This is a genomic window from Cycloclasticus sp. (assembly GCF_019090545.1).
Classification (GTDB): domain Bacteria; phylum Pseudomonadota; class Gammaproteobacteria; order Methylococcales; family Cycloclasticaceae; genus Cycloclasticus; species Cycloclasticus pugetii.
The window spans coordinates 207,572-231,056 of record NZ_JAHRVT010000025.1; the positions used below are offsets into that span (position 1 = coordinate 207,572).

Below are 23,485 nucleotides of genomic sequence, written 5' to 3' on the forward strand. Positions count from 1 at the left end.
GGTTAATTGCTAACTTGGCTTACGAGTTAGATGTTTTATTTTTACAAATACAAGTTTTAAATATGAATGCACTTGAAATAAATCAGCTATACAAGCGTTACGATAACGACTTTCTTGCGGTTAAAGGTATAAATTTAGAGGTCAAGCAGGGAGATTTTTTTGCACTATTAGGTGCAAATGGCGCAGGCAAGTCCACCACAATAGGCATTGTGGCCTCGTTGGTTAATAAGACATCAGGTACTGTTAAAGTCTACGGGCATGATTTGGATACTGACCCGGAAGGGGTGAAGCGCTGTCTTGGTTTAGTGCCACAAGAGTTTAATTTTAATCAGTTTGAAAATGTCTTTGATATCGTTGTGTCTCAGGCCGGCTATTACGGTATTCCTCGAAAAAAAGCGCTGGAAAGAGCTGAGATTTGTCTAAAACAGCTAGAGCTTTGGGATAAGCGTAATGAGGCAGCAAGGGAGCTGTCAGGCGGTATGAAACGGCGGTTGATGATTGCGCGAGCATTGGTGCATAAGCCGAAATTACTAATACTCGACGAACCTACAGCTGGTGTTGATATTGAAATACGTCGGTCAATGTGGCGCTTTTTTAAGGAAATAAATGCTGCTGGAACGACGATAATTCTAACCACCCATTATCTAGAGGAAGCAGAAAGCCTGTGTAAGCATATTGCCATTATCAATAAAGGTAATGTGATTGAGAATATGGATATGAAGGGTTTGCTGGAAAAAGCAGATGAAGAAGTTTTTGTATTGAGCCTTGAGCGACCGGAAAAAGAGCTGCCAGTAATAACGGGTTGTAGAATAGAGCGTTTGGATGAAACGACATGGCAGGTTAGCGTGCGCAAGGAGTCGGGAATACACGCCTTATTTGATGAGTTAACTCAATTGGGTATAAAAGTATCGGGTATTCGTAATGAATCAAACAGGCTAGAACAGCTGTTTCTTAAGTTATTAGTAAAGAAGGGTAAGGATAATGTTTAATAAAGAATACTGTGTTGCGCTAGAAACAATAACGTATAAGGAAGTTAGGCGTTTTCTACGTATTTGGGTGCAAACTTTATTGCCATCGGTGATTACCACAACGCTTTATTTTCTTATTTTTGGCACTTTAATTGGCTCAAGAATTGGGACGATGAATGGCTATGATTATATGGACTTTATTGTCCCTGGGCTTATTTTAATGGCGGTTATTAGTAATGCCTATTCAAATGTAGTTTCTTCTTTCTACAGTTCAAAATTCCAGCATAATATTGAAGAAATGTTGGTTGCACCTATTCCCGGTTGGATCATTTTGACAGGGTATATTTCTGGTGGGGTGCTGAGAGGGCTGATCGTGGGGGTTTTGGTGACGATTGTGTCCTTGTTTTTTACAGACTTAAATATTGCGCACCCGGTGATGATGGTGGTTGTATTCTTGTTAACAGGGGTGTTGTTTTCAGCGGCGGGCTTTATTAATGCAGCCTATGCAAAAAGCTTTGATGATATTTCAATTGTGCCAACGTTTGTTTTGACGCCTTTGATATATTTGGGAGGGGTGTTTTATTCGATTGACTTATTGCCAGAGTTTTGGCAAAACGTATCATTACTCAATCCAGTACTTTACATGATCGATGTATTCCGGTTTAGTATATTAGGGGAGTCTGATATACCGCTGTTATACGGCTTTATCGTTATTGCGACATTTATTGTTTTTATGTTGGGGGTCAGTTTAAGGCTACTTTCTAAGGGAATTGGTATAAGGAATTAGTTAACGAGATTGAATGATGCGGTGCGATAGGATAGAATTCGAAAAGTTTTATAAGTAATTTTTCTAGAAGTATTGACGGCAGGTCAGCGGGTTATAGTCGCTACTCGACATTAAACGTGCAGTCTGCTTAAACAAACAAACTTAAATCAATTAAGAAGCCTAATCAATGAACTACTTTAAGATCAAAGAAGGCTTGGACCTGCCAATTAAAGGCGCGCCAAGTCAAGTTATTTCAGAGGGTAATCAGGTTTCCAGTGTTGCCGTTTTTGGCGAAGACTACATAGATATGAAGCCTACCATGCTGGTTAAAGAAGGTGATCGTGTCAAGCTGGGGCAGATTTTATTTACCGATAAAAAAACCGAAGGTGTTAGTTTTACTTCGCCTGGTTGCGGGGTTGTCAAAAGCATTAACCGAGGTGCGAAACGTGTGTTACGCACGGTTGTTATTGAATTAGACGGTGACGATCAGGTTGAGTTTACCAAATACTCGTCTGAAAAATTAGCGAGCCTTGATGCGGTAGATGTTGTTAAGAACCTAACAGAATCAGGTTTATGGACAGCTTTTAGAACGCGTCCATTCAGTAAAGTACCTGCGCCAGCTACTCGACCTGTAGCGATTCATGTGTCCGTTATGGATACTAATCCATTAGCGGCAGATCCAAGTGTTGTTATTGCCGAAGATGCAGATGCATTTAAAGATGGTTTAACAGTGATCTCTCGCCTGACAGAAGGAAAGGTGTATGTGAGTAAGGCTGTCGACGCAGACATAGCAGTTCCCGGCATGGTCGAAGTCGCTGAGTTTTCTGGACCACATCCAGCAGGTCTTTCTGGTACGCATATACATTTTATTGACCCTGTTCATTCGAAAAAAATTGCGTGGACCATTGGCTATCAAGATGTGATTGCCATTGGTAAATTATTTACATCGGGTCTTTTAAACGTTGAGCGGGTCATTTCGTTAGCCGGCCCCAAAGTTCTTAAGCCGCGTCTTATTAAAACTAGACTGGGTGCAAATACAGAAGAGTTGGTTAGAAAAGAAATTGAGACGGGTAATGTGCGAATTATTTCGGGCTCTGTTTTGTCAGGTAGAAAAGCGAATAACTGGGCATCTTATTTAGGTCGTTACCATGTTCAGTTGTCAGTACTTCAAGAAGGAAGAGAGCGTCAGCTGCTAGGGTGGCTAAACCCGGCAGGCGAGAAATTCTCTTTTACAAATGCTCTGCTATCTAGTTTTAACCGTAAGAAAAAAATGGCAATGGATACATCAGCACACGGTAGCCCACGTGCCATGGTTCCTATTGGGGTATATGAAGGCGTGATGCCGTTGGATATTTTGCCAACACAATTACTTCGAGCCTTAGTTGTTATGGATGTTGATGCAGCTGAATCACTCGGTGCATTAGAACTAGACGAAGAAGATTTAGCGTTATGCTCATTTGTAGATTCAGGAAAGCATGATTTTGGTAAGGCGCTACGCGCTAATTTGGCACACATTGAGAAGGAGGGTTAATGTCTCGTTTAAGGAATTATTTAGATTCAATACACCCGAAGTTCGCTAAAGGCGGATCACTAGAGAAGTATTATGCGATTTATGAAATGGTGGATACCTTTTTATATACGCCTAAAGATGTTACCGCAGGCACAACGCATGTAAGAGATGCTATTGATTTAAAGCGTATCATGACGTATGTATTCATCGCGGCGTTACCTTGTGTGTTGATGGCAATGTGGAATACCGGCCATATGGCGAACATGGCGATGGCTGAGTTAAACATGACATCGCTAGATTCATGGCGTGGTTTTGTAACAAATGCGGTCGGCTATAACCCAGACAGTCTTGTGGCAAATATGGTACATGGTGCCATGTACTATATACCCATTTATGTTGTTACCGTATTAGTAGGCGGTATTTGGGAAGTCTTATTTGCAATTGTGCGAGGGCATGAGGTTAACGAAGGGTTTTTCGTTACATCAATGCTGTTTTCGCTGATTTTGCCGGCCACAATTCCTCTTTGGCAGGTAGCTATTGGTATTTCATTTGGTGTTGTTGTTGGTAAGGAAGTGTTTGGTGGTACAGGTAAAAACTTCTTGAACCCCGCGTTAACAGCACGTGCGTTTTTGTTTTTTGCTTATCCAGCTCAAATGTCAGGTGATGCTATTTGGACGGCTGTTGATGGGTTTAGCGGTGCGACGGCTTTAGGCATGGCTGCTGCGGGTGGTATTACAGCAGTAACGACATCAGGAATTACTTGGATGGATGCGTTCTTAGGAACGGTGCAAGGCTCAATGGGTGAAACCTCAACACTTGCGTGTTTAATTGGGGCGAGCTTTTTGTTATATACCCGAATTGCTTCGTATCGCATTATGTTAGGCGTCTTAGCTGGCATGATAGTCACCAGTACTATGCTTAATTTAATTGGTAGTGACACAAACCCTATGTTTGCAACACCTTGGTACTGGCATGCTGTATTAGGTGGTTTTGCATTTGGTGCCATCTATATGGCAACGGACCCTGTGAGTGCGGCGATGACAAACACGGGTCGATGGGTGTATGGTCTATTAATTGGTCTGATGGTGGTTTTAATTCGTGTGGTAAACCCTGCTTTCCCAGAGGGAATGATGTTGGCCATATTGTTTGCCAATATGTTTGCACCATTGATTGATTATTTTGTTGTTCAGTCAAACATCAAAAGAAGGGAGAAAAGAAATGCCTAATGAAAATGAAGCGAAGCCAGTAGGCAAAATGAACTTCCTCGCGTTATCAAACGATAGTACGCTTAAAACGTTCATCATGGCGACTTTAGTGTGCCTAGTATGTGCAGTTTTTGTGTCAATTTCAGCTGTTGCACTTAAACCACTACAAGAACTTAATAAAGAGCTAGATAAGAAGAAAAATATTCTTCAAGTAGCGGGTTTGTATGAGCAAGGCGATGATATCGAAGCGGCTTTTTCAAAAATTGATATTAAGCTTGTTGATTTATCAACGGGTGAGTATGTCACCGATATGGATCCGGCAACATACGATGTAAGACGAGCAGCTAAAGACCCAAACTTGAATGTAACAATACCTAAGTCAGATGACCTTGCTAATATCAGGATGCGTCCGAAATATATGCCGGTTTATCAAGTGAAAGAAGGTGATGCTGTGAAGCAGCTAATTCTTCCAATCAATGGTTATGGTTTATGGTCAACCTTGTACGGTTTCCTTGCGGTAGAAAATGATGGCCAGACCATTGTTGGTTTAAGCTACTACGAACACGCAGAAACCCCTGGTTTAGGTGGGGAAGTAGATAACCCAAAATGGAAAAAAATATGGGATGGAAAGAAAATCTACGGACCAGAGGGTGATGTTGCAATTAAAGTCATTAAGGGAACGGTTGTTCCGAGTGCACCTAAAGCGGAATATCAAGTTGATGGTTTAGCGGGAGCAACATTAACAAGTCGTGGTGTGAGTAATATGCTGAAATATTGGATGGGCGCTGAAGGGTATCAACAATACCTGAATAAAGTTCAAGAGAATGGAGCGTAACGATGAATAAAGAAACTCAAAAAATTATATTAGACCCATTAGTTGATAATAACCCTATCGGCTTACAGGTTTTAGGGGTTTGTTCAGCGCTAGCTGTAACAACAAACCTGGGGACGGCACTCGTTATGTCATTAGCCCTGACATCAGTGACAGCGTTTTCGAATCTATCAATTAGTATGATTCGTAATCATGTTCCTAGTGCAATCCGTATTATTGTTCAAATGACGATTATTGCATCGCTGGTTATTGTTGTTGACCAAGTGTTGAAAGCCTATGTTTATGATTTAAGTAAGCAGCTGTCTGTATTTGTTGGGTTGATTATTACTAACTGTATTGTGATGGGACGTGCAGAAGCATTTGCAATGAAAAACCCACCAGGACTTAGTTTTTTAGATGGTATAGGAAATGGTCTGGGGTATTCGCTTGTTCTAATGTTTGTAGGTACATTTCGTGAGCTCTTGGGCTCAGGAAAATTGTTTGGTATAGAAATCCTATCGACTGTAAATGATGGGGGTTGGTACGTACCTAATGGTTTAATGTTATTACCACCGAGTGCATTTTTTATCATTGGTTTAATGATCTGGGGTGTTCGTTCATTACGTCCTGCACAAGTTGAAAAGGCAGAATTTAAAATCAAAGAAGTTAACGGAACGGAGGTTGCGTAATGGAAGCTTATATAAGTTTATTTGTTAAAGCGGTTTTCGTAGAAAACTTAGCGTTATCTTTCTTCCTTGGGATGTGTACGTTCTTAGCTGTTTCTAAGAAGGTTTCTACCGCCATGGGTTTAGGTGTTGCCGTGATTTTGGTGCAAACGTTAACAATGCCACTGAATAACATTTTATACCAAGGTTTACTTAAAGAAGGTGCGCTTGAGTGGTTAGGGCTACCAGAAGTTGATTTAAACTTTTTAGGGTTAATTGTTTATATTGGCGTTATTGCGGCGGTCGTTCAAATTCTTGAAATGGCGATGGATAAGTTTGCACCAGCACTCTATAACGCACTGGGTGTGTTTTTGCCGTTAATTACCGTGAACTGTGCGATTCTAGGTGGTTCATTGTTTATGGTAGAGCGAGATTATAATTTAGGCGAAAGTTTAGTCTTTGGCTTTGGCAGTGGCTTAGGCTGGGCACTAGCGATTACAGCCATTGCAGGAATAAGAGAAAAGCTAAAATATTCAGATGTACCTGATGGCTTACGTGGATTAGGGATTACCTTTATCACAGCAGGCTTAATGGCGATGGGCTTTATGGCATTCTCTGGTATTCAACTGTAATTAGGAACTCAGTATGTTAGAAATTGGTTTAGGTATAACGTTTTTTACCGGTATTGTCTTAATCCTGGTGATGATTATTTTGGCGGCAAAGTCAAAATTAGTAGCGCATGGTAATGTCAAAATATTAATTAACGGTGAAAAAGAAGTAGAGGCACCTGTGGGTGGCAAATTGCTAGGCGCATTAGCAGATGCTCAATTATTCGTTCCTTCAGCGTGTGGAGGCGGGGGCACTTGTGGCCAATGTAAGGTGCGTGTTCAAGAAGGTGGTGGCTCAATGTTACCAACCGAAGGTGCTCACATTAATAAAGGTCAGCAACGTGATGGCGAACGCTTATCGTGTCAGTTAACGGTTAAACATGACATGAAAATTACAGTGCCAGAAGAAGTGTTTGGTGTTAAGAAGTGGAAATGTAAAGTTAAATCAAACCATAACGTAGCGACATTCATTAAAGAACTGGTTCTTGAATTGCCTGAAGGTGAAGATGTTGGCTTCCGTGCGGGTGGTTATATTCAAATTGAATGTCCACCGCATGTTGTAGATTATAAAGACTTTGACGTTGAAGAAGAATATAGAGCTGATTGGGATCACTTTAATATTTGGCGTTATAAATCTGAAGTTGATGAAGAAGTATTAAGAGCATATTCAATGGCTAATTATCCTGAAGAAGAAGGGATAATAATGTTAAATGTTCGTATCGCTTCACCAGCACCTAATGCGCCAGAAGGCACCCCACCTGGGAAAATGTCTTCTTATATCTTTAACCTTAAGCCGGGCGATGAAGTTACGATATCTGGCCCTTATGGTGAGTTTTTCGCCAAAGAGACAAAGTCTGAAATGGTCTTCATAGGTGGTGGTGCAGGTATGGCGCCGATGAGGTCACATATTTTTGATCAACTACGTCGGATTAAAACAGATCGAAAAATATCATTCTGGTATGGTTCTCGAAGCCTAAAAGAAATGTTCTATGTGGAAGATTTCGATATGCTCGCGAAAGAAAACGATAATTTTGAGTGGCACGTTGCTTTATCAGATCCACAGCCTGAAGATAATTGGGATGGTTTGACAGGTTTTATTCATGAAGTTTTATTTGAAGAATACTTAAAAAATCATCCAGCACCTGAAGATTGTGAGTTTTACATGTGTGGGCCACCAATGATGAACGCAGCGGTGATTAAAATGCTTCAAGACCTTGGTGTTGAAGATGAAAATATCATGCTCGATGACTTTGGTGGATAATTGAGTTTACTTAAGCACCCCGCTAAAAATGTAATATTTTTAGCGGGTTTTTTAATATTTCTCAGCTTACTTAATGGTTGCGATTCGCAGCATAAATCAGCGTTTACATTAAGTGGCGAAACGATGGGTACGACCTATCACATAACTATTGCAGCAGATCAATTAAATGAAACACAAGAGTCATTAAAAAAAGCAATAGACTCACGCTTAGTTGAAATTAATCAGTCATTCTCAACGTATATTGGTTCCTCGGAAGTGTCTGTCTTTAACGACTCTAAGGGCCAGCAGTGGCACAAAAAATCTAAAGAGTTTATAAATGTTTTAGCACACGCTCAACAGATAAGTGATATTACTGAGGGTGCATATGATATTACTGTCGGACCTTTAGTGAACCTATGGGGTTTTGGCCCGACATTTAATGTCGATGAGATACCAACTGAAGTTCAGATCAAGGAAGTCCTAGCTAGTGTGGGCTATCAAAATATTGCTTATAACCTAGACACGCTTGAGATTAAAAAGTTAAACGATAAGGTGTATATCGACTTTTCGTCTATTGCTAAAGGCTATGCTGTCGATGAAATTGCAGAACTTATTGAGTCAAGAGGCTATAGCAACTTTATGGTCGAGATTGGCGGAGAAATGCGATTACGCGGTAAAAACGCACAAAATACCTTATGGCGTATAGCAATTGAAAAGCCAGACTCAAAAAATCGTTCAATCCATCGCGTACTTAAGGTAAGCGATACGGCTATTGCTACCTCAGGTGATTATAGGAATTTTTTCGAGAAAGATGGTGTTCGTTTTTCTCACACTATTAATCCCACAAATGGCCAACCCGTTCAGCATAAATTGGCCTCAGTTACTGTGCTGGCAGAAAATAGTATGAAAGCAGATGCTTGGGCAACAGCTTTTATGGTATTGGGTCATAAAAAGGGGTACGATTTGGCTGTGTACAATAGATTAGCTGTTTTATTTCTGGTGAAGGATGGTGATGGCATTAGAGAAATAGCAACACCAGAATTTACCTTAATGACCCAGGGGTTATCATCATGAATATATTTTTAGTAACGTTTTTAGTTTTCATGCTAGTAGTGATATTCATGTCCGTTGGTGTGATCTTTAGCAATCGCAAAATCAAAGGCAGTTGTGGTGGTCTTAATAGCATTGATGGGCTAGAAGGTGATTGCGCTCTTTGTAGTAAAAAAACCTGTGATAAAAAGAAAAAGATGGAAAAGTTAAACGCTTAGTCATTCTTACAATAAGTTTATAGGATATAAGGGGAGTAGATGTTTAAGTCAGTATTAATAAAAGACTACATGGCCACTAATTTAACGACCTTCACGCCAGGGCTGGAAATTTCCCAGGCGATTAAGTATTTAAATACGCATAAAATATCTGGCGCACCTGTGGTGGATGAGCGTGGCACACTAGTAGGAATGTTGTCCGAAAAGGACTGTCTTCAAGTGGCATTACAGTCAACCTACTATGAAGACTGGGTGGGTGGTGTCGTGTCAGAATATATGACTGAAGAATTAGAGACAGTGCCAGATACGGCCAGTATTGTAGACGTTGCTGAGAAATTTTTAAAATCATCATTTAAACGTTACCCAGTACTCGATGAAGACGGCGAATTGGTTGGTCAAATTAGCCGGAGTGATGTACTTAGAGCACTGGATGAACTTTGGTAAGCTTTGTCTGAAACATACTACTGGTACGATTACGAAACAACGGGCATTGATCCTGCTAGAGATCGTGTGGTCCAGTTTGCGGGTATACGTACGGATTTAAACTTTAATCCAGTTGCAAACCCCGATGTTTTTTATTGTAAATTGCATGATGATATCTTGCCTCACCCAGAAGCCTGTCTAATTACTGGAATTACACCACAACATGCAATCAGGGAAGGTTTATTAGAAAGCGAATTTATTAAGCGAGTGCACCGTGAGTTTAGTACGCCTCAAACATGTGTCGTTGGATACAACAGTATTCGATTTGATGATGAATTTACAAGGCACCTTTTATATAGAAATTTTTTCGACCCTTATGCCCGTGAATGGAAGTCTGGCAACTCACGTTGGGATTTAATAGACCTAGTTCGATTGACACATGCTCTTAGACCAGATGGAATTAATTGGCCACAACGTGAAGATGGCGCGGCTAGTTTTAAATTAGAAGAGCTGACTAAAGCGAATGGTATCTTGCATGAGGCCGCACATGATGCCTTATCAGATGTATATGCCACTATTGAATTAGCAAAGCTTATTAAGCAACAACAACCTAGAATTTATAGTTGGGGCTTATCACTGCGAAATAAAAAAAAAGCCGCGGAAAACCTTGACCTGATACACAATACCGCTGTTATACATGTGTCGAGTAAATACCCTGCCGCACAAGATTGTTTAGCAGTTGTTGTCCCCATTGCTGCTCACCCAGTGAATAAAAATGGAGTGCTGGTTTTTGATCTATCTGCTGACCCAACAGAGCTTATTGACTTAACAGCTGAAGAAATCCACCAGCGATTATACACACCTACGGCTGAATTAAATGAAGGACAGAAGCGCCTGCCTCTTAAGACCGTTCATATTAATAAATCACCAATGTTGGCACCCTTAAGTACCCTGACTACAGAGGTCAAAAATAAATTAAATATTGATTTACTGCGGTGCGAAGAAAATAGGCAAAAAATACTCGGTGCGGGTATTGAAAAAAAACTAGCAGAAGTTTTCTCTATTAATACATTCGAAAGCGCTACAGACCCTGATTTAATGCTATATAGTGGCGGTTTTTTTAGCCCTATAGATGTGCAAAATATGACGCAAATACGTGCTTGTCCAATAGATAAATTGGCAGAGTTATCGTTGCCATTTGAGGATGAGCGTTTAGAAGAAATGTTGTTTCGTTATAGAGCAAGAAATTACCCGGAAACTCTTAATGAGGTGGAAAAAACGCAATGGCAAGCATATCGCCACGATTGTTTTATTAAAGAACATAATGATGGACGTTTAACCTTAAAAGCATATTTTGAAAGGCTTGATGAGTTAGTGGTTGAGGGTGATTGGAGTGAAGAACAGCAAGTGCTACTAGAAGAATTAATTGATTACGGTGAAGCAGTTGCCGACAGTTTGGTATCAGACTAAATTTTTATTCATTGGCTTTAATCGCTAACAAACGTGGCCGGACTGCAAACAACTTGAAGGTATCATGAAAAAAGATTAAAGGTGTTGGTAGAATGTCTCCGATAAACCTTATCCCAAGCGTTAAATCATAATTGGTTTAGCGTTAACGATTAACAAAGCGCAGGAAATAGCATGGCAGAAACAGTAGAAGAGCTAACCGTTAGTTATACAGATGGCGGTATTGAAACAGTAAAAGAACTTGATAAAGTCGTTCTTTCAAAGGGTGCATGGGCGACCGTTATATACAAGCATCAAGATTGGAATCGTACAAAAGAAGAGTATGGCCCTGATAAATATACCATTCGTCGTTATCAAAAGCGTAATGGTGAGTACCAGCAGAAATCAAAGTTCAATATATCGAGTGCTGCCCAAGCGGAAGGTATTATCGCGGCATTACAAGGTTGGATAAAAGAATAAGAAACCCCTGTTAGTAGCAAGGGGAGTTAAAAACTTGTTAATAATCAAAGCCAGATAAACACCATTGAGTGCTTATCTGGCTTTTTTGTTATATCACCTGTATTGTTTTCATGTTTAAAGAAAAATAGGACGAGCAAATACTTAGTGAGAGTTAGTTTAATGCTGCTTTTCACCGTAAAGCTTAGCGTATAAGCCCTGTTGTTCAATAAGCTTGTTGTGATGGCCTTGTTCGCTAATAATGCCGTCTTCAAAAACATACACATGTTGGGCCTGTTTTATGGCACTTAAGCGATGGGCAATAATGATTGTGGTGCGGTCCTTTAAGAAAGACCGCATTGATTTATGTAATTGAAACTCAGTTTCGCTATCCAGCGCTGAGGTTGCTTCATCCAGAATAACGACCTTAGGTTGGCTAAGGATCATTCGAGCAATGGCAAGCCGCTGACGCTGTCCACCGGATAAACGTACGCCTTGTTGACCGATCAATGTGTCCAGTTGCTGAGGTAATTGTTGTATGGTTTGTTGGAGTTGTGCAATAGACAGTGCGTGCCACAGCTCATTATCATTTAAAGAGCGCCCCATTGTTAAGTTGTCACGTATAGAAGCATTAAATAATACGGGGTGCTGAAGTACGGTTGATACATTGTCACGAATGGTATCAAAACCTATCTGAGTGACTGGAATATTATCAAAATAAATCATTCCGTCACTGATAGGGTATAAACCAAGTAGAGCCTGCACTAATGTAGATTTGCCGCCACCGCTAGCGCCAACCAAAGCAATTTGATCGCCTGACTTAATATCCAGTGTGATGCCATTGAGGATGTATTTGTGACGACCATACGAAAAATGAATGTTTTTCATTTGAATAGACACAGAGTGTTTATTTTTAAAGGGGTTAACTGTATGTGGATAACGAGGCTCATCTTTTAAAGTAATGAGGGAGTTTATCCGCTCGAGGGCGGCGTTTGCGGAGAAGAAACTTAATTGAACGTGCAGTATTTCTTGGACTGGACCCATCATAAACCACAGGTAGCCAAAAACGGCGAGCATCTGGCCAATACTTAGGTCGGCGTAGACGACCATGAACATTGCAAGAGCTCGAAAGATATCAAAACCGAATAAAAACACCATAAAACCCAGTCGGTTTGCAGTGTCACTCTTCCAAGAATAACTACTGGCACGAGTTCTAATAGTGTTGGCTTTACCAATCAATAGGGTTGTGTAATGTTTGCTTCGGTTATGAGCGCGAATTTCTCTTATCGCATTTAAGGTTTCAATAAGGGATTGTTGGAAGTCTTCAAAAGCCAAGTTTTCGTTAGCTTTTAAATGTTTAACCCGTTTGGCAAAAATGGTGGTGAAATAGATGACTGCAGGGTTGAGAAAAAGAATAAAGAGGGCAAGCTGCCAGTGCATCCAAAGCAGAACAATCGAGGTTCCAAGAACAGTAAGAATGGCCACTAACAGCTTACTTGTTGTACTGCCAATAAACTGGTCAACGGTTTCAATGTCAGTAATAAAATGACTGCTAATGGTTCCACTTCCAACGGTTTCAAACTCGGTCATTGAGATAAAAGGTAAACGTTGTAATAAATGCCGACGAATTTGAAAAGTGATTTCTTTAGCGGTCAGAGTAAATAGACGGCTTTGTAAAACGTTAAAAAAAAGTGAGATAGCCCTTAATAAAAGTGTTAATAGTAATAAGGCGAGAATATATAAGACAGGCCCGTGCCAAACAGTAGGTGTTATTTGTTGGATTGTTTGTACGGCAACACCGGGCTGTTTAAGTAAAACCTCATCGACTAATAATGGCATTAGAAGGGGCACAGGAACACTCGCTAAAACAGCGATCATGGCCATAATATTTGCTTTTATTAAAGAGGCTCGATGCTTTTTTGCCATGCTCAGCAAAGTTTGCCATCGGTAAGTATTATGGAAATGAAAATCTTCGTTTAGGTTAGTCAAAGTGAGCCTTATATCAAAGTATTTAACGGTTAAATGAATATTCTAATGGATAGGCCAATTGATGTTGAGCCAATTGCTTAGTCGTTAAATAAGCGCTTAAGTTATTAGCCCACCTATAGGCGTTGTGAGATAGAATAAAAATTGTAATGAAGGTCTTTTAAGTGAAGTGGAATATTTGCCAGGAGTTAAGTTAAATGAGTATTGAGTTATTGTTGGGCGTTGTAATAGGTACAGTTTTTGGTTTTTTCTTATCCTTGCTATTTAAAAAAGGAAAAGATGGCAGTTCAAAAATTAAAGCGCTAGAAGCTGAACACGAAGCATATCGCAAACAAGTCGATAATCATTTTGTTAATACAGCTGTCCTGTTTAAAGGCTTAACAGACCAATATCGAGATGTTTATCGACATATAGCGAACGGAGCAGGTGAGTTATGTTCTGATGAAGCAAAAGCACTTCAGGTCGATCTAGAAGAAACAGCTTTGCTTGCTATCCCAAATGAAGAGCTTGAAGTAGCACAGGAAGAAGGGCCGGTTATATCAAAAACAACGACAAAAAAAGAAGAGCCTCTTGAAGAAGACAGCGAGAAAGTAACTGAGATGGATGCACCTGAAAGTAACCCAACAGATGAGGATGATATTCCGCTGGCTAGCGAGGTGGAAATGTCTGCTGACATTGTTGAAGAAATTAAAAATCAGGCCAATAAAAAAAGCTAATGATGCCTGTCTTGTTGGTGCTGTAGCTCACCTAGATGTTAATCGGTTGTTAAGGGTGAGAGAAAAAGGTTATTTGCTTTGTCCAATGCTATAAAAGCCGACATTTTGTTGGTGCTGGTAACAATATTAGCGGCTATCAGTTGGATTTTTTCAAAAGAGGCAGTTTTGTTAATGCCTCCTCTTTTATTTATATGTTCGCGCTTTTTATTAGCTGGTTTGTTATTGTTGATAGTGGGTTTTAACCAATTGAGTGTCTTAAGTTGGAATCAGTACCGACAAGCTATTATCGTCGGGTTTATCTTTGCTTTAGGAATGTGTTTTTGGGTAATGGGGCTTCATTCAGGTGTTAGTTTGAGCGTAGCGAGCTTTATCACAAGTTCGGCGGTTATTTTTTCACCTATTATTTCAAAAATATTTTTTGCTGAGAAGGTGCCTTCTACTACATGGTATGCAATCCCCTTTGCCTTAGTGGGCCTAGCTTTCTTGTCCCTATCTGGAGAATTTGAGATACAAAAAGGGCAATTACTCTTTATTGTATCGGCGCTTTTTGTGGCCCTGTTTTTTGTATTGAATTCTCGAGCAGCTAATCATCGTGAAATAGTTGTATTAGGTGAGGTCACCCGGGTTAGTAAAAGAGTCCCAGCATTGCCATTAACAGCGATAGCCTTGGTAACTGTTGGTGTGTTAGTGGGTATGCTGTCCTTTATCACGGAGGGTTGGCTAGAGGCGGCAGAAGGGTTTTCAAGCACTTTGCTGGCTTGGGTATTGGCAAGCGCATTTATTGGCACGGCGCTACGTTTTTTTATGCAGACCCATGCGCAAAGCCTGTCAAGCAACAGTCATGGCGTGGTTATCATGATTGTGGAACCAATTTGGACAGCGCTTATGGCAGCCGCTTGGTTTGGAGAAAGCCTATCAGAAAAAGAGTTGATCGGTTGTGTATTAGTTTTTATCTCCATCATTATTATTCGTTGGACATTGATACAGAGATTGTTGAAACGTGCGTCAGCGTGAATAAGCTAGGTTCTGTTTCTGCTGAGCCGTTCTTTAGTCGTAGAAGGAATATAAAGTAGCTGATAGCAATATGAAGATGATTCATTGAGAGCTATAAAATATTACGTTATCCCTTTAAAATAACGGCTTTATTTTAATTAAATGGACAAGGGTATGATCATTAAACCAAAAACTCGTGGCTTTATCTGTACAACAGCACACCCTGTTGGTTGCGCTGAGAATGTCAACGCGCAAATTAAGCTGACACAACAACAAGGTCCGGTCAAAGATGGGCCTAAAAAAGTGCTGGTTATCGGGTCTTCAAGTGGTTATGGTCTGGCTTCTAGAATTACGGCAGCTTTTGGCTCGGGTGCTGCAACTATCGGTGTTTTTTTTGAAAAACCCGGTAGTGAGAAAAAGCCCGGCTCTGCAGGCTGGTATAACACGGCTGCATTTGATGCTGAAGCAAAAAAAGCAGGTTTGTATGCGAAGCATATTAATGGCGATGCTTTTTCAAATGAAGCGAAGCAAAAAACCATTGAGCTGATTAAAGAAGAGTTAGGTGAGATAGACTTAGTTGTTTATTCACTGGCTTCTCCTGTTCGTAAAGTTCCGGGTGCCGACCAGCTGACGCGGTCATGCTTAAAACCCATTGGTGAAACATATCGGTCAACCGCGATTGATACAAATAAAGATACTATCATTGAGGCAGAAGTTGAGCCTGCAACTGAGCAAGAAATCAAAGACACTGTGACTGTCATGGGTGGGGAAGACTGGGAGCTGTGGATGGATGCGCTGAGTAAAGCTGGCGTGCTCGCAAAAGGCTGTCAGTCGGTTGCTTATAGCTATATTGGAACTGCCATTACATGGCCCATTTATTGGGACGGAGCATTAGGTAAAGCTAAAATGGATTTGGACCGTGCAGCAAAAGCAATTGATGCGAAACTTAAACAGCTTAATGGTAGTGCGCATGTCGCCGTATTGAAATCGGTGGTAACGCAAGCCAGTTCTGCTATTCCAGTGATGCCGTTGTATATTTCAATGGTGTTTAAGGTGATGAAGGAAGCAGGTATTCATGAAGGTTGTATCGAACAAATAAACCGCCTTTTTAGAACGCAACTGTTTAATGCCGGAGCAGAAAAGAATTTAGATGATGCTAATCGCTTACGTTTAGATGATTGGGAGCTACGTGACGACATTCAACAACAATGTGTTGATATTTGGCCAACGGTAACAACAGAAAATTTATTTGAATTAACAGATTATGCGAGTTACAAAAAAGAATTTCTTAATCTATTTGGTTTTGAATTAGCAGCAGTTAATTACGATGAAGATGTCAATCCGCTAGTAGAGTTTGAATTAGAAACACTCTAGTTATTGTCTTACAGGATGCTTTGATTAGGCAAAAATTTTATGGATAAAAAAGACGCGCACATCATTGTAGTCGGTAATGAAAAAGGGGGGACAGGTAAGTCCACCCTTGCCATGCACATCATTGTTGGTTTACTCGATAAGGCTAAAAAAGTAGCGGTTATCGATTTAGATGCACGGCAAAAAAGTGTAGCGAGATATTTGCAAAACAGGCAAACGTTTATGGCAAATGGTGGAACCAAAGTTGCTATGCCAGCGTTTAAAGTAGTTGGTCAATCGACGGCTAGTTTAGTTAAAGACAGGGAAGTCGAAGATCAACAGAGTTTGCAAGAGGGGCTGGATGAATTCAAACGTGATGTCGATTTTATTGTTATTGATTGCCCAGGAAATGACACCTACTTGTCACGTTTGGCGCATGCCTTGGCAGACACCTTAGTTACGCCTTTGAATGATAGCTTTATAGACTTGGATTTATTGGGTGAGGTATCGGCGGATTCTTTTCAAGTTAAAAAACTTAGTTTTTATACGGAAATGGTTTGGGATAGCCGAAAGTTTCGCTCAGCGAGTGGTAAACCGCCGATGGATTGGGTGGTGGTTCGAACGAGACTGGCATCGCTAGATTCAAGAAATAACAAACGTGTACACAGTGCCTTGGAATCATTACAAAAGCGAATTATGTTTCGTTATGTGCCCGGCTTATATGAACGCGTTATTTATAAGGAACTGTTTCCAAATGGTCTGACGGTATTGGATCTCGAAAAGGTTAATAGTTTATCTCATGTCGCGGCAAGGCAAGAAGTTCGTTCGTTAGTTGATAGTCTTAACGTGGTGGAATGATCGCTCAGCTGACTGCAGAACAGGAGCAGCTGGTTATTGATGAAACCGCTCGATATATACAATTGGCGAACAGCTTATTGAGTACGGATTATCAAGTTATTCCAGTTAAATTTGATCTGACCGGTCACACGATTGGCATGTATAAAAGATCTCGTGAGCAAATATTAATCCGTTATAACGCGCTTATATTTTCAAAATATTTCAAACAAAATCTTCAGCAAACTGTGCCACATGAAGTTGCGCACTATATTATTGATAAACAGTTTAGTAAGAAAAAAGTGTTACCACATGGGCCAGAGTGGCGAGCTATGATGCAACAGTTTGGCGCTAAAGCGAGCCGAACAGCGCAATATGATTTGAGTGATATCCCTAAGCGACGATATTCAACAGTCCCTTATCGCTGCGATTGCCAAACGCATCAATTAGGTGTTCGTCGGCATAATAAAGTTGTTCAGCGCAAAACCAACTATTTTTGTCGCCAGTGTGGCGAGCTTCTTAAGGCTGTATGAGCTGGTTTGTCTACATTATTGAAGCCAGTGATAGTAGCTTGTATACAGGAATAACAACGGATTTAGACCGTCGTTTTCAGCAGCATGCGACGGGGCAAGGTGCGAAATATTTTAAAGGTCGCCGACCTGTTAAATTTGTCTATAGCGAGAAGGTGGATAATAGAAGCAGGGCTAGTATTCGAGAGGCAAGCATTAAAAAATTAACGAGGCTGCAAAAACTGCAATTAATCAGGCCTTGAATGATGCTGAGTTTGGCCCCATATTTTATTCTATTAAAAACTTTATTAACGCTTAGCCTATGACTGATTCAATAAAAGTAGTTTGCACATCCTGTGATGTGGTTAATAAGCTGCCGAGTGATAAATTAACTGCTGGTGGGCGTTGTGGTCAGTGTAAGAAAAAGTTATTTGCTGGCAAATATGTCACCCTAAAAGCTTCCAATGCGCAACGCCATTTTGAACAAAATGATCTTCCAGTTGTAGTAGATTGCTGGGCAGGGTGGTGTGGCCCATGTCGGTCTTTTGCGCCGACATTTGATCAGGCAATAAAAAAGCTAGAACCCAAAGCGAGATTTGCTAAGTTGGATACAGAGCATGAGCAACGGTTAGCCGCTCGTTTTAATATTCGAAGTATTCCGACCTTATTAGTGATGAAAAATGGAAAAGAGCTTGCTAGGCAAGCAGGCGTCATGAATTTATCACAATTTGAGCAGTGGCTGAAACCTTATATTTCTTAGCGCGAGACAGGTAATTTATACGGCGATTGAGCTCTTTTAGGGGGTCTTTGTTTGCTGTATTAGTTTAGCTCAGGTGAGTGCCAATGTTAATGGAGCACCGTTGGGCTACTGGTTTTGCCGGTGGAAAATAGCTGTTCGATATCAATGGCGTCAAAATGATAATGCTGATTGCAAAAATCACAGTGTGTGTCGACAGCACCTTTTTCTTCAAGTAATGAGACTAATTCTGCATGCCCGACAGTTAATAAGCCCGCTTCAATCTTTTCTCTAGAGCAACTGCATTTAAACTGTATCGCTTGTGGCTCGTAAAGTGTGACGCTTTCTTCGTGGAAAAGGCGGTGAATAATGTCCTCAGCTGTTAACTCAAGCAACTCATTGCTTGTGATGGTGTCTGCTAACATTTCTACGCGCTCCCAATCAGCTTGTTCGCCGTTATGTGCGGGCAACTCTTGTAGCAAAAAGCCAACGGCTTTGTCGCCATTTACGGCAAACCATAGGCGTGTTTTAAGCTGCTCAGATTGCTTAAAGTAAGACTCTAGTGCATCGGATAGGGCGTTGCCTTCCAAATTAACAATACCCTGATAAGGTTTGCCCATAGTTGGTTTAAGCGTAAGAACTAGTCGGGCATCAGCAAATAAGTCTGTCAGGTTTCCGGGCTTCACATCGCCATCCCAATGGGCTAAGCCGCGCACGTTTTGACGGTCACTTGCTTGAGCCACCAGCATGCTAATCGGTCCGTTCCCTTGAATCTGCAGAATTAATGAACCATCAAATTTCAATGTAGCAGATAAGAGCAGCGAGGCGGCAAGCGCTTGCCCTAATTGTTCAGCAACACTGGTAGGGTAGTTGTGTAAGGCTAATGCAGCTTGAAAACTGGTATCTAACGAGACAATTTCACCCCGTACGCCTAGTTCTTTAAAAAGAAATCGAAAGAGTTGGTCTTTATTTTCGTTTGACATAGTAGAGCTGCTCGCCTGTGCTGTTTTATCTAAAAATAGAGCCAACATTATATGACGGAATGCCCAATAACGGCGGCCAAGGCGTTATTTTCTTTATTGTATGAGGTAAGATATAAAACATGTTTGATAAAAAACTTATATTGCCTACAAAAGATCAAGCCTTGCCGGGTCGTACCGAATCGATGCCTGTGCCAAGGGAGCATTTTGTTTATTCTGGTCATGTTTTGGTCCCGCCTTTCCCTGATGGCCATAAAACAGCCTTGTTTGGTTTAGGCTGCTTTTGGGGCGCAGAACGTAAATTCTGGCAATTGGAGGGGGTATATTCAACAGCAGTCGGTTATGCAGGGGGCTATACCGCTAACCCAACATATGAAGAAGTATGTTCTGGGCAAACCGGCCATAATGAAGTTGTGTTAGTTGTGTATGACCCAACAGTTATTTCCTATGACAGTTTGCTAAAGGTATTTTGGCAGTCGCATGATCCGACGCAGGGGATGCGTCAAGGAAACGATAGAGGGACGCAATACCGCTCAGGTATTTATTATGCGACAAACGCAGAAGCGACATTGGCCAAGCAATCTAAAGAGTTATTTGAGCAGAAACTTAAAGCTGCTGGGTTAGGTGATATTACAACGGAAATTTTGCCAGAGCCTAGCTTTTATTATGCTGAGCATTATCATCAACAATATTTAGCGAAGAACCCGAGTGGTTACTGTGGCTTAGGTGGAACAGGCGTTACATTTTAAAATACACGCCTTAATAAATTCGATTTCTGCCTTGTTCCTTTGCTTTGTATAAAGATTCGTCCGCCATTTTAATAAGGGTGTCGACTGTTTGCCCTGTGCTGGGAATGCAAGTGCCTATGCCTATGCTAATGGTGACATAATCAGCGGCAGTGTTACCAGAATGCTCCCAATGTAAATCAAAAACGGCTTTGCGAACACGTTCGGCTATGACTTGAGCACCATTTTTGTCAGTGTTGGGCAAAATGATGGTGAATTCTTCACCGCCATAACGAGCAGATAGGTCAGAAGGGCGAAAACATTGGCCAGAAATAACCGAAGCGACGGCTTTTAAACAATCGTCTCCTGTTTGGTGACCATAGATATCATTAAATTGCTTGAAGCAGTCAATGTCTATAAACAATAGTGATATAGGTGTTTGATTTCGTTCTGCTAAATTCCAATCACCTTGAAGCCTTTGATCAAATGATCGTCTATTGGCGAGCCCTGTTAGTCCATCATATTGAGCAAGGCGTTCGAGCTTTTCTTGTGCTAATTTTGCTTCTGTCATATTTCGAAGTGATTCAACGACAGCGACTAAATCACCAGCCTCGTTGTATATTGGCGCTGCATCAATTGCTAGATAAAAATGCCCAGGGACTTTGGGTATCTGACACCAATTTTCAACTCTAAGCCGGTGTTCGTTAACCGCATCGTCGATTTGTAGAGAATAAAGCTCCGCGATTTTATCTGTATCATTCTTTAATAATAAGTCGGCTAAGCAATCTCGTTTTTCATCATAAAAAGCCTGCCAATGATTCTTTGTGCCGATCATGTTTTCAGCCTTACAATTAGTGAGTTGTTCGCAGGCTCTATTCCAAATTAAAACCTCTCCATCTGCATCTAAGGCAAAAGTAGGGGTGACATGATCTTGCATGAGTCGATTAAGGTTTTCTTGCGCAAGCTTTTGTTCGGTGATGTCTCTGATGGTCTCAACAACAGCAATCAGTTTGCCTTTTTCATTATAGATAGCGCCAGCATCAACGGCTAAATAGAAGTGGCCAGGAACATTAGGTATTTGACACCAATTTTGAGCATGGACGCCGAAGTGGTTGTTGTCTGAGTGATAAGAGTATAGGGCTTTGAGTTTATCGACGTTACCGTTGACCAGCAAGTCAGCTAAACAGTCTCTTTTATGATCATAAAAAGCTTGCCAATGGCGGTTAGTGCCGAGCACTTGGTCGGCTTTAACATTGGTTAAACGTTCACAGGCTTTATTCCATATCAGCACTTTGCCATTAGCGTCGAGTACAAACGCGGGGGTTACCAATTGACTCATCAGTGGTTCAAGTAGCTGATCTTTGTTTAACATTTTTAATGCCTTATTGTTTTTCTTGAAAGTTAGAGAAGCATTAGCATTTTAAAAAATAAATACGCTTTTATAAATGCTAGCAGATAATGTTTTTTTGTTGATGGTTTGTGGATTGGTATTAACTAACAGGTGCCGCTAGTTTTGGCAATTCCCAATGAATAGGGGGGATATTATGTTGTTGGAGGTAATGGTTGGTTTGACTAAAGTGCCGACAACCTAAAAAACCACGGTGGGCTGATAATGGTGACGGGTGTGGGGCTTTTAAAACAAGGTGCTGCTGCTCATCGATGAAAGCCCCTTTTTTTTGTGCGTAATTGCCCCAAAGTAGAAACACAACGTGTTCGTTTTGTTCAGCAACCGTATGAATGATTTTGTCTGTAAATGTTTCCCAGCCTTTTCCTTGGTGAGCGTTAGGCTTGTCGTACTCAACGGTGAGGACACTATTTAGTAATAAAACACCTTGTTTTGCCCAGCTCTCTAAACAGCCATGTAAGGCATAAGGAATACCTAAGTCGGCGTGTAATTCCTTATAAATATTTAACAGTGACGGTGGTATTTTGACGTCTGGCTGAACCGAAAAGCACAGACCGTGCGCTTGGTGCGGCTGATGATAGGGGTCTTGGCCCAAGATAACAACTTTTACGTCGTTTAAAGGGCAGGCCTCCAATGCGTGAAACCAGTTGGCAGAATGAGGGTAGATAGTTTTGCCATCGTTTTTTTCTATGCGCAGAAACTCCTTAAGGACTAGCATATACGGTTGGTTTAGCTCGTCATCTAAAAAAGGTTTCCAGCTGGGTGCATTAGTAAGTGCCATCGGTTTAGTGTATTAGGGCCGCTAATTTTTCTGCTCTATTAAGCAATTTGTTTGAGTCTTCCAGCCCATCAATAAAGCGTTTTGGAATGTTTTGAATGCCTACCTGTGCCCCAACAAGGGCACCGGTTAACATGGCTCGCGCCATATTTTGCCCACCACCGTTTATGGCGTGTAAGACGGCATTTTCAAAATCATCTGAATAACGCGCAGCTAAGTAATAACAGGCTGGGAATTGATGGTAAACAGCACATGGCATACCATAGACAATAGAGACTTTCCATGCAGGTTGAATTAGGTTTTCGTGCGCAGCGCGAGCAATACTCGATGGGGTTAGTAAAGCATCTGGCGATGCAAACGTGCCAGCCCCCGACGGTTTGCTCCCCGGTATGCTCATCGCGTGAAAGGGAAGCTGGTGATCGGCAACTAATTGCATTAATTTACTAGATAAATTTTCATCTAGTGGGTGCCCTTGGACTAACATACCAAGGACAGCAGAATAAGCAACGGTCATGGCATTAATGGTTTCGTCACACTGGGTGAGCAGTGTATTGCTTGATACGTTACGAGCTAATTCTTGTGGTTTTGTTGCATAACGTACCGCTAAGGCCAAGACCCTTTCAGCGGCTTCAGTGTTATCGGTGAAGCCAGCTACTTCACCCCAAGGCTTATTATGTTGCGTGCGCAATACCCAAGCTTCACGGATGGATTGGCTAGTAAAACCACCGGGGCCGACATTGGCGGTTCCATCAAGTTGCGGAAACAATTCAGTATCTAGGCGTCGACAAAAATCTTCTTCGTTGTACCCTCCATTAGTGAGTATAGAGTCAATCTGCATATTCAAGATCAGCCCCGACTGTGATTGCTGGCCAGCTTTCATGCCGGCGTGATAACGGTCTGGTTGAGGATCTGTGTAGTCGTTGATCCAGTCGCCATAGAGTCGATATTGCTCATTAAGATCATAAAACCAATGCGGACCTAGACCTAAGGCATCGCCGATATATGCGCCCATAATGGCGCCCATCGCACGATCTTGAAGATTAATAGTAGACATATATAAGACCTGTTGTTGTTTTTTATTGTTATAGCACTTTGCAAGCAGACATGCAT

Annotated in this window: 26 protein-coding genes; 21 read left to right on the top strand and 5 right to left on the bottom strand. The window is 41.2% G+C overall.

Annotation, left to right across the window (positions count from 1 at the left end):
- The first annotated feature begins 62 nt into the window (after window positions 1-62).
- From KUG63_RS05650 to KUG63_RS05710, 13 genes are all read left to right on the top strand, one after another.
- The gene (locus KUG63_RS05650) at window positions 63-989 is read left to right on the top strand and encodes an ABC transporter ATP-binding protein (protein WP_413464110.1); all 927 of its coding nucleotides are present in this window, start codon (window positions 63-65) and stop codon (window positions 987-989) included.
- On the top strand, window positions 982-1,755 hold the full coding sequence (locus KUG63_RS05655) for an ABC transporter permease (protein WP_015005334.1): 774 nt from the start codon (window positions 982-984) through the stop codon (window positions 1,753-1,755). Before KUG63_RS05650 ends, KUG63_RS05655 begins: the two co-directional genes overlap by 8 nt.
- Before the next feature lie 166 nt (window positions 1,756-1,921).
- On the top strand, window positions 1,922-3,265 hold the full coding sequence (locus KUG63_RS05660) for a Na(+)-translocating NADH-quinone reductase subunit A (RefSeq protein ID WP_020932947.1): 1,344 nt from the start codon (window positions 1,922-1,924) through the stop codon (window positions 3,263-3,265).
- Window positions 3,265-4,470 (top strand): NADH:ubiquinone reductase (Na(+)-transporting) subunit B, encoded by a 1,206-nt coding sequence (locus KUG63_RS05665; protein ID WP_015005336.1) that lies wholly within the window; start codon window positions 3,265-3,267, stop codon window positions 4,468-4,470. Before KUG63_RS05660 ends, KUG63_RS05665 begins: the two co-directional genes overlap by 1 nt.
- The gene (locus KUG63_RS05670) at window positions 4,463-5,284 is read left to right on the top strand and encodes a Na(+)-translocating NADH-quinone reductase subunit C (protein WP_015005337.1); all 822 of its coding nucleotides are present in this window, start codon (window positions 4,463-4,465) and stop codon (window positions 5,282-5,284) included. Before KUG63_RS05665 ends, KUG63_RS05670 begins: the two co-directional genes overlap by 8 nt.
- 2 nt (window positions 5,285-5,286) lie before the next feature.
- Entirely contained in the window at window positions 5,287-5,949 is a 663-nt protein-coding gene (locus tag KUG63_RS05675) for an NADH:ubiquinone reductase (Na(+)-transporting) subunit D (protein WP_015005338.1), read from the top strand.
- Window positions 5,949-6,557, top strand: coding sequence for an NADH:ubiquinone reductase (Na(+)-transporting) subunit E (gene nqrE, locus KUG63_RS05680; protein WP_015005339.1), 609 nt, complete (start codon window positions 5,949-5,951; stop codon window positions 6,555-6,557). Before KUG63_RS05675 ends, nqrE begins: the two co-directional genes overlap by 1 nt.
- A 13-nt stretch (window positions 6,558-6,570) precedes the next feature.
- Window positions 6,571-7,794: an NADH:ubiquinone reductase (Na(+)-transporting) subunit F gene (gene nqrF, locus KUG63_RS05685; RefSeq protein WP_015005340.1), complete on the top strand. Its 1,224-nt coding sequence runs from the start codon at window positions 6,571-6,573 to the stop codon at window positions 7,792-7,794.
- The gene (locus tag KUG63_RS05690; RefSeq protein WP_015005341.1) at window positions 7,795-8,847 is read left to right on the top strand and encodes an FAD:protein FMN transferase; all 1,053 of its coding nucleotides are present in this window, start codon (window positions 7,795-7,797) and stop codon (window positions 8,845-8,847) included.
- Window positions 8,844-9,041, top strand: a complete 198-nt coding sequence (gene nqrM, locus KUG63_RS05695; protein WP_041230479.1) for a (Na+)-NQR maturation NqrM — start codon at window positions 8,844-8,846, stop codon at window positions 9,039-9,041. The genes KUG63_RS05690 and nqrM overlap by 4 nt, the downstream gene beginning before the upstream one ends.
- A 39-nt stretch (window positions 9,042-9,080) precedes the next feature.
- Window positions 9,081-9,482: a CBS domain-containing protein gene (locus KUG63_RS05700; RefSeq protein WP_015005343.1), complete on the top strand. Its 402-nt coding sequence runs from the start codon at window positions 9,081-9,083 to the stop codon at window positions 9,480-9,482.
- Between the two features lie 3 nt (window positions 9,483-9,485).
- Window positions 9,486-10,931 carry an exodeoxyribonuclease I gene (sbcB, locus tag KUG63_RS05705; RefSeq protein WP_015005344.1) on the top strand — a complete coding sequence of 482 codons (1,446 nt, stop codon included), beginning with the start codon at window positions 9,486-9,488 and terminating at the stop codon, window positions 10,929-10,931.
- A 171-nt stretch (window positions 10,932-11,102) separates the two neighbouring features.
- Window positions 11,103-11,387, top strand: a complete 285-nt coding sequence (locus tag KUG63_RS05710) for a hypothetical protein (protein WP_015005345.1) — start codon at window positions 11,103-11,105, stop codon at window positions 11,385-11,387.
- A 156-nt stretch (window positions 11,388-11,543) separates the two neighbouring features.
- On the opposite strand, the gene KUG63_RS05715 is transcribed toward KUG63_RS05710, so the two are convergent.
- On the bottom strand, window positions 11,544-13,289 hold the full coding sequence (locus tag KUG63_RS05715) for an ABC transporter ATP-binding protein (RefSeq protein WP_277642015.1): 1,746 nt from the start codon (window positions 13,287-13,289) through the stop codon (window positions 11,544-11,546).
- A gap of 257 nt (window positions 13,290-13,546) precedes the next feature.
- On the opposite strand from KUG63_RS05715, the gene KUG63_RS05720 reads away from it, so the two are divergent.
- From KUG63_RS05720 to trxC, 7 genes are all read left to right on the top strand, one after another.
- Window positions 13,547-14,065 carry a YhcB family protein gene (locus KUG63_RS05720; protein WP_015005347.1) on the top strand — a complete coding sequence of 173 codons (519 nt, stop codon included), beginning with the start codon at window positions 13,547-13,549 and terminating at the stop codon, window positions 14,063-14,065.
- Window positions 14,066-14,143: 78 nt separating this feature from the next.
- Complete coding sequence (locus KUG63_RS05725; RefSeq protein ID WP_016389813.1) at window positions 14,144-15,079, top strand: DMT family transporter; 936 nt, start codon at window positions 14,144-14,146, stop codon at window positions 15,077-15,079.
- A gap of 153 nt (window positions 15,080-15,232) precedes the next feature.
- Complete coding sequence (gene fabV, locus KUG63_RS05730) at window positions 15,233-16,432, top strand: enoyl-ACP reductase FabV (RefSeq protein WP_287554386.1); 1,200 nt, start codon at window positions 15,233-15,235, stop codon at window positions 16,430-16,432.
- Window positions 16,433-16,471: 39 nt separating this feature from the next.
- Window positions 16,472-17,266 carry a division plane positioning ATPase MipZ gene (locus tag KUG63_RS05735; protein ID WP_015005350.1) on the top strand — a complete coding sequence of 265 codons (795 nt, stop codon included), beginning with the start codon at window positions 16,472-16,474 and terminating at the stop codon, window positions 17,264-17,266.
- A complete protein-coding gene (locus tag KUG63_RS05740; protein ID WP_015005351.1) occupies window positions 17,263-17,775 on the top strand; it encodes a SprT-like domain-containing protein in 513 nt (170 codons plus the stop codon). Before KUG63_RS05735 ends, KUG63_RS05740 begins: the two co-directional genes overlap by 4 nt.
- Window positions 17,772-18,014, top strand: coding sequence for a GIY-YIG nuclease family protein (locus KUG63_RS05745; protein WP_073023529.1), 243 nt, complete (start codon window positions 17,772-17,774; stop codon window positions 18,012-18,014). The genes KUG63_RS05740 and KUG63_RS05745 overlap by 4 nt, the downstream gene beginning before the upstream one ends.
- Before the next feature lie 59 nt (window positions 18,015-18,073).
- Entirely contained in the window at window positions 18,074-18,511 is a 438-nt protein-coding gene (gene trxC / locus KUG63_RS05750; RefSeq protein WP_020932938.1) for a thioredoxin TrxC, read from the top strand.
- Between the two features lie 86 nt (window positions 18,512-18,597).
- Here the strand turns inward: trxC and hslO are convergent, their stop codons facing one another.
- Window positions 18,598-19,470 (bottom strand): Hsp33 family molecular chaperone HslO, encoded by an 873-nt coding sequence (gene hslO / locus KUG63_RS05755; RefSeq protein WP_287554389.1) that lies wholly within the window; start codon window positions 19,468-19,470, stop codon window positions 18,598-18,600.
- Window positions 19,471-19,589: 119 nt separating this feature from the next.
- Between hslO and msrA the strand changes: the two genes are divergently transcribed.
- The gene (msrA, locus tag KUG63_RS05760; protein ID WP_020161866.1) at window positions 19,590-20,216 is read left to right on the top strand and encodes a peptide-methionine (S)-S-oxide reductase MsrA; all 627 of its coding nucleotides are present in this window, start codon (window positions 19,590-19,592) and stop codon (window positions 20,214-20,216) included.
- A 10-nt stretch (window positions 20,217-20,226) separates the two neighbouring features.
- On the opposite strand, the gene KUG63_RS05765 is transcribed toward msrA, so the two are convergent.
- The 3 genes from KUG63_RS05765 to KUG63_RS05775 form a co-directional block, all read right to left on the bottom strand.
- Window positions 20,227-21,564: a diguanylate cyclase domain-containing protein gene (locus tag KUG63_RS05765; RefSeq protein WP_020161867.1), complete on the bottom strand. Its 1,338-nt coding sequence runs from the start codon at window positions 21,562-21,564 to the stop codon at window positions 20,227-20,229.
- 118 nt (window positions 21,565-21,682) lie between these two features.
- Window positions 21,683-22,378 carry a uracil-DNA glycosylase gene (gene ung / locus KUG63_RS05770; RefSeq protein WP_015005357.1) on the bottom strand — a complete coding sequence of 232 codons (696 nt, stop codon included), beginning with the start codon at window positions 22,376-22,378 and terminating at the stop codon, window positions 21,683-21,685.
- Window positions 22,379-22,382: 4 nt separating this feature from the next.
- Window positions 22,383-23,429: an ADP-ribosylglycohydrolase family protein gene (locus tag KUG63_RS05775; RefSeq protein WP_020932935.1), complete on the bottom strand. Its 1,047-nt coding sequence runs from the start codon at window positions 23,427-23,429 to the stop codon at window positions 22,383-22,385.
- Window positions 23,430-23,485: the final 56 nt, after the last annotated feature.

Coding starts and splice junctions, on each gene's coding strand:
- KUG63_RS05655 (WP_015005334.1), top strand. CDS start 982: ATGTTTAATAAAGAATACTGTGTTGCGCTAGAAACAATAACGTATAAG.
- KUG63_RS05675 (WP_015005338.1), top strand. CDS start 5,287: ATGAATAAAGAAACTCAAAAAATTATATTAGACCCATTAGTTGATAAT.
- KUG63_RS05775 (WP_020932935.1), bottom strand. CDS start 23,429: ATGTCTACTATTAATCTTCAAGATCGTGCGATGGGCGCCATTATGGGC.
- ung (WP_015005357.1), bottom strand. CDS start 22,378: ATGGCACTTACTAATGCACCCAGCTGGAAACCTTTTTTAGATGACGAG.
- hslO (WP_287554389.1), bottom strand. CDS start 19,470: ATGTCAAACGAAAATAAAGACCAACTCTTTCGATTTCTTTTTAAAGAA.
- KUG63_RS05710 (WP_015005345.1), top strand. CDS start 11,103: ATGGCAGAAACAGTAGAAGAGCTAACCGTTAGTTATACAGATGGCGGT.
- nqrM (WP_041230479.1), top strand. CDS start 8,844: ATGAATATATTTTTAGTAACGTTTTTAGTTTTCATGCTAGTAGTGATA.
- KUG63_RS05670 (WP_015005337.1), top strand. CDS start 4,463: ATGCCTAATGAAAATGAAGCGAAGCCAGTAGGCAAAATGAACTTCCTC.
- KUG63_RS05740 (WP_015005351.1), top strand. CDS start 17,263: ATGATCGCTCAGCTGACTGCAGAACAGGAGCAGCTGGTTATTGATGAA.
- KUG63_RS05765 (WP_020161867.1), bottom strand. CDS start 21,564: ATGTTAAACAAAGATCAGCTACTTGAACCACTGATGAGTCAATTGGTA.
- msrA (WP_020161866.1), top strand. CDS start 19,590: ATGTTTGATAAAAAACTTATATTGCCTACAAAAGATCAAGCCTTGCCG.
- KUG63_RS05720 (WP_015005347.1), top strand. CDS start 13,547: ATGAGTATTGAGTTATTGTTGGGCGTTGTAATAGGTACAGTTTTTGGT.
- trxC (WP_020932938.1), top strand. CDS start 18,074: ATGACTGATTCAATAAAAGTAGTTTGCACATCCTGTGATGTGGTTAAT.
- KUG63_RS05660 (WP_020932947.1), top strand. CDS start 1,922: ATGAACTACTTTAAGATCAAAGAAGGCTTGGACCTGCCAATTAAAGGC.
- KUG63_RS05745 (WP_073023529.1), top strand. CDS start 17,772: ATGAGCTGGTTTGTCTACATTATTGAAGCCAGTGATAGTAGCTTGTAT.
- nqrF (WP_015005340.1), top strand. CDS start 6,571: ATGTTAGAAATTGGTTTAGGTATAACGTTTTTTACCGGTATTGTCTTA.
- KUG63_RS05715 (WP_277642015.1), bottom strand. CDS start 13,289: ATGGCAAAAAAGCATCGAGCCTCTTTAATAAAAGCAAATATTATGGCC.
- fabV (WP_287554386.1), top strand. CDS start 15,233: ATGATCATTAAACCAAAAACTCGTGGCTTTATCTGTACAACAGCACAC.
- KUG63_RS05665 (WP_015005336.1), top strand. CDS start 3,265: ATGTCTCGTTTAAGGAATTATTTAGATTCAATACACCCGAAGTTCGCT.
- KUG63_RS05735 (WP_015005350.1), top strand. CDS start 16,472: ATGGATAAAAAAGACGCGCACATCATTGTAGTCGGTAATGAAAAAGGG.
- nqrE (WP_015005339.1), top strand. CDS start 5,949: ATGGAAGCTTATATAAGTTTATTTGTTAAAGCGGTTTTCGTAGAAAAC.
- KUG63_RS05700 (WP_015005343.1), top strand. CDS start 9,081: ATGTTTAAGTCAGTATTAATAAAAGACTACATGGCCACTAATTTAACG.
- KUG63_RS05650 (WP_413464110.1), top strand. CDS start 63: ATGAATGCACTTGAAATAAATCAGCTATACAAGCGTTACGATAACGAC.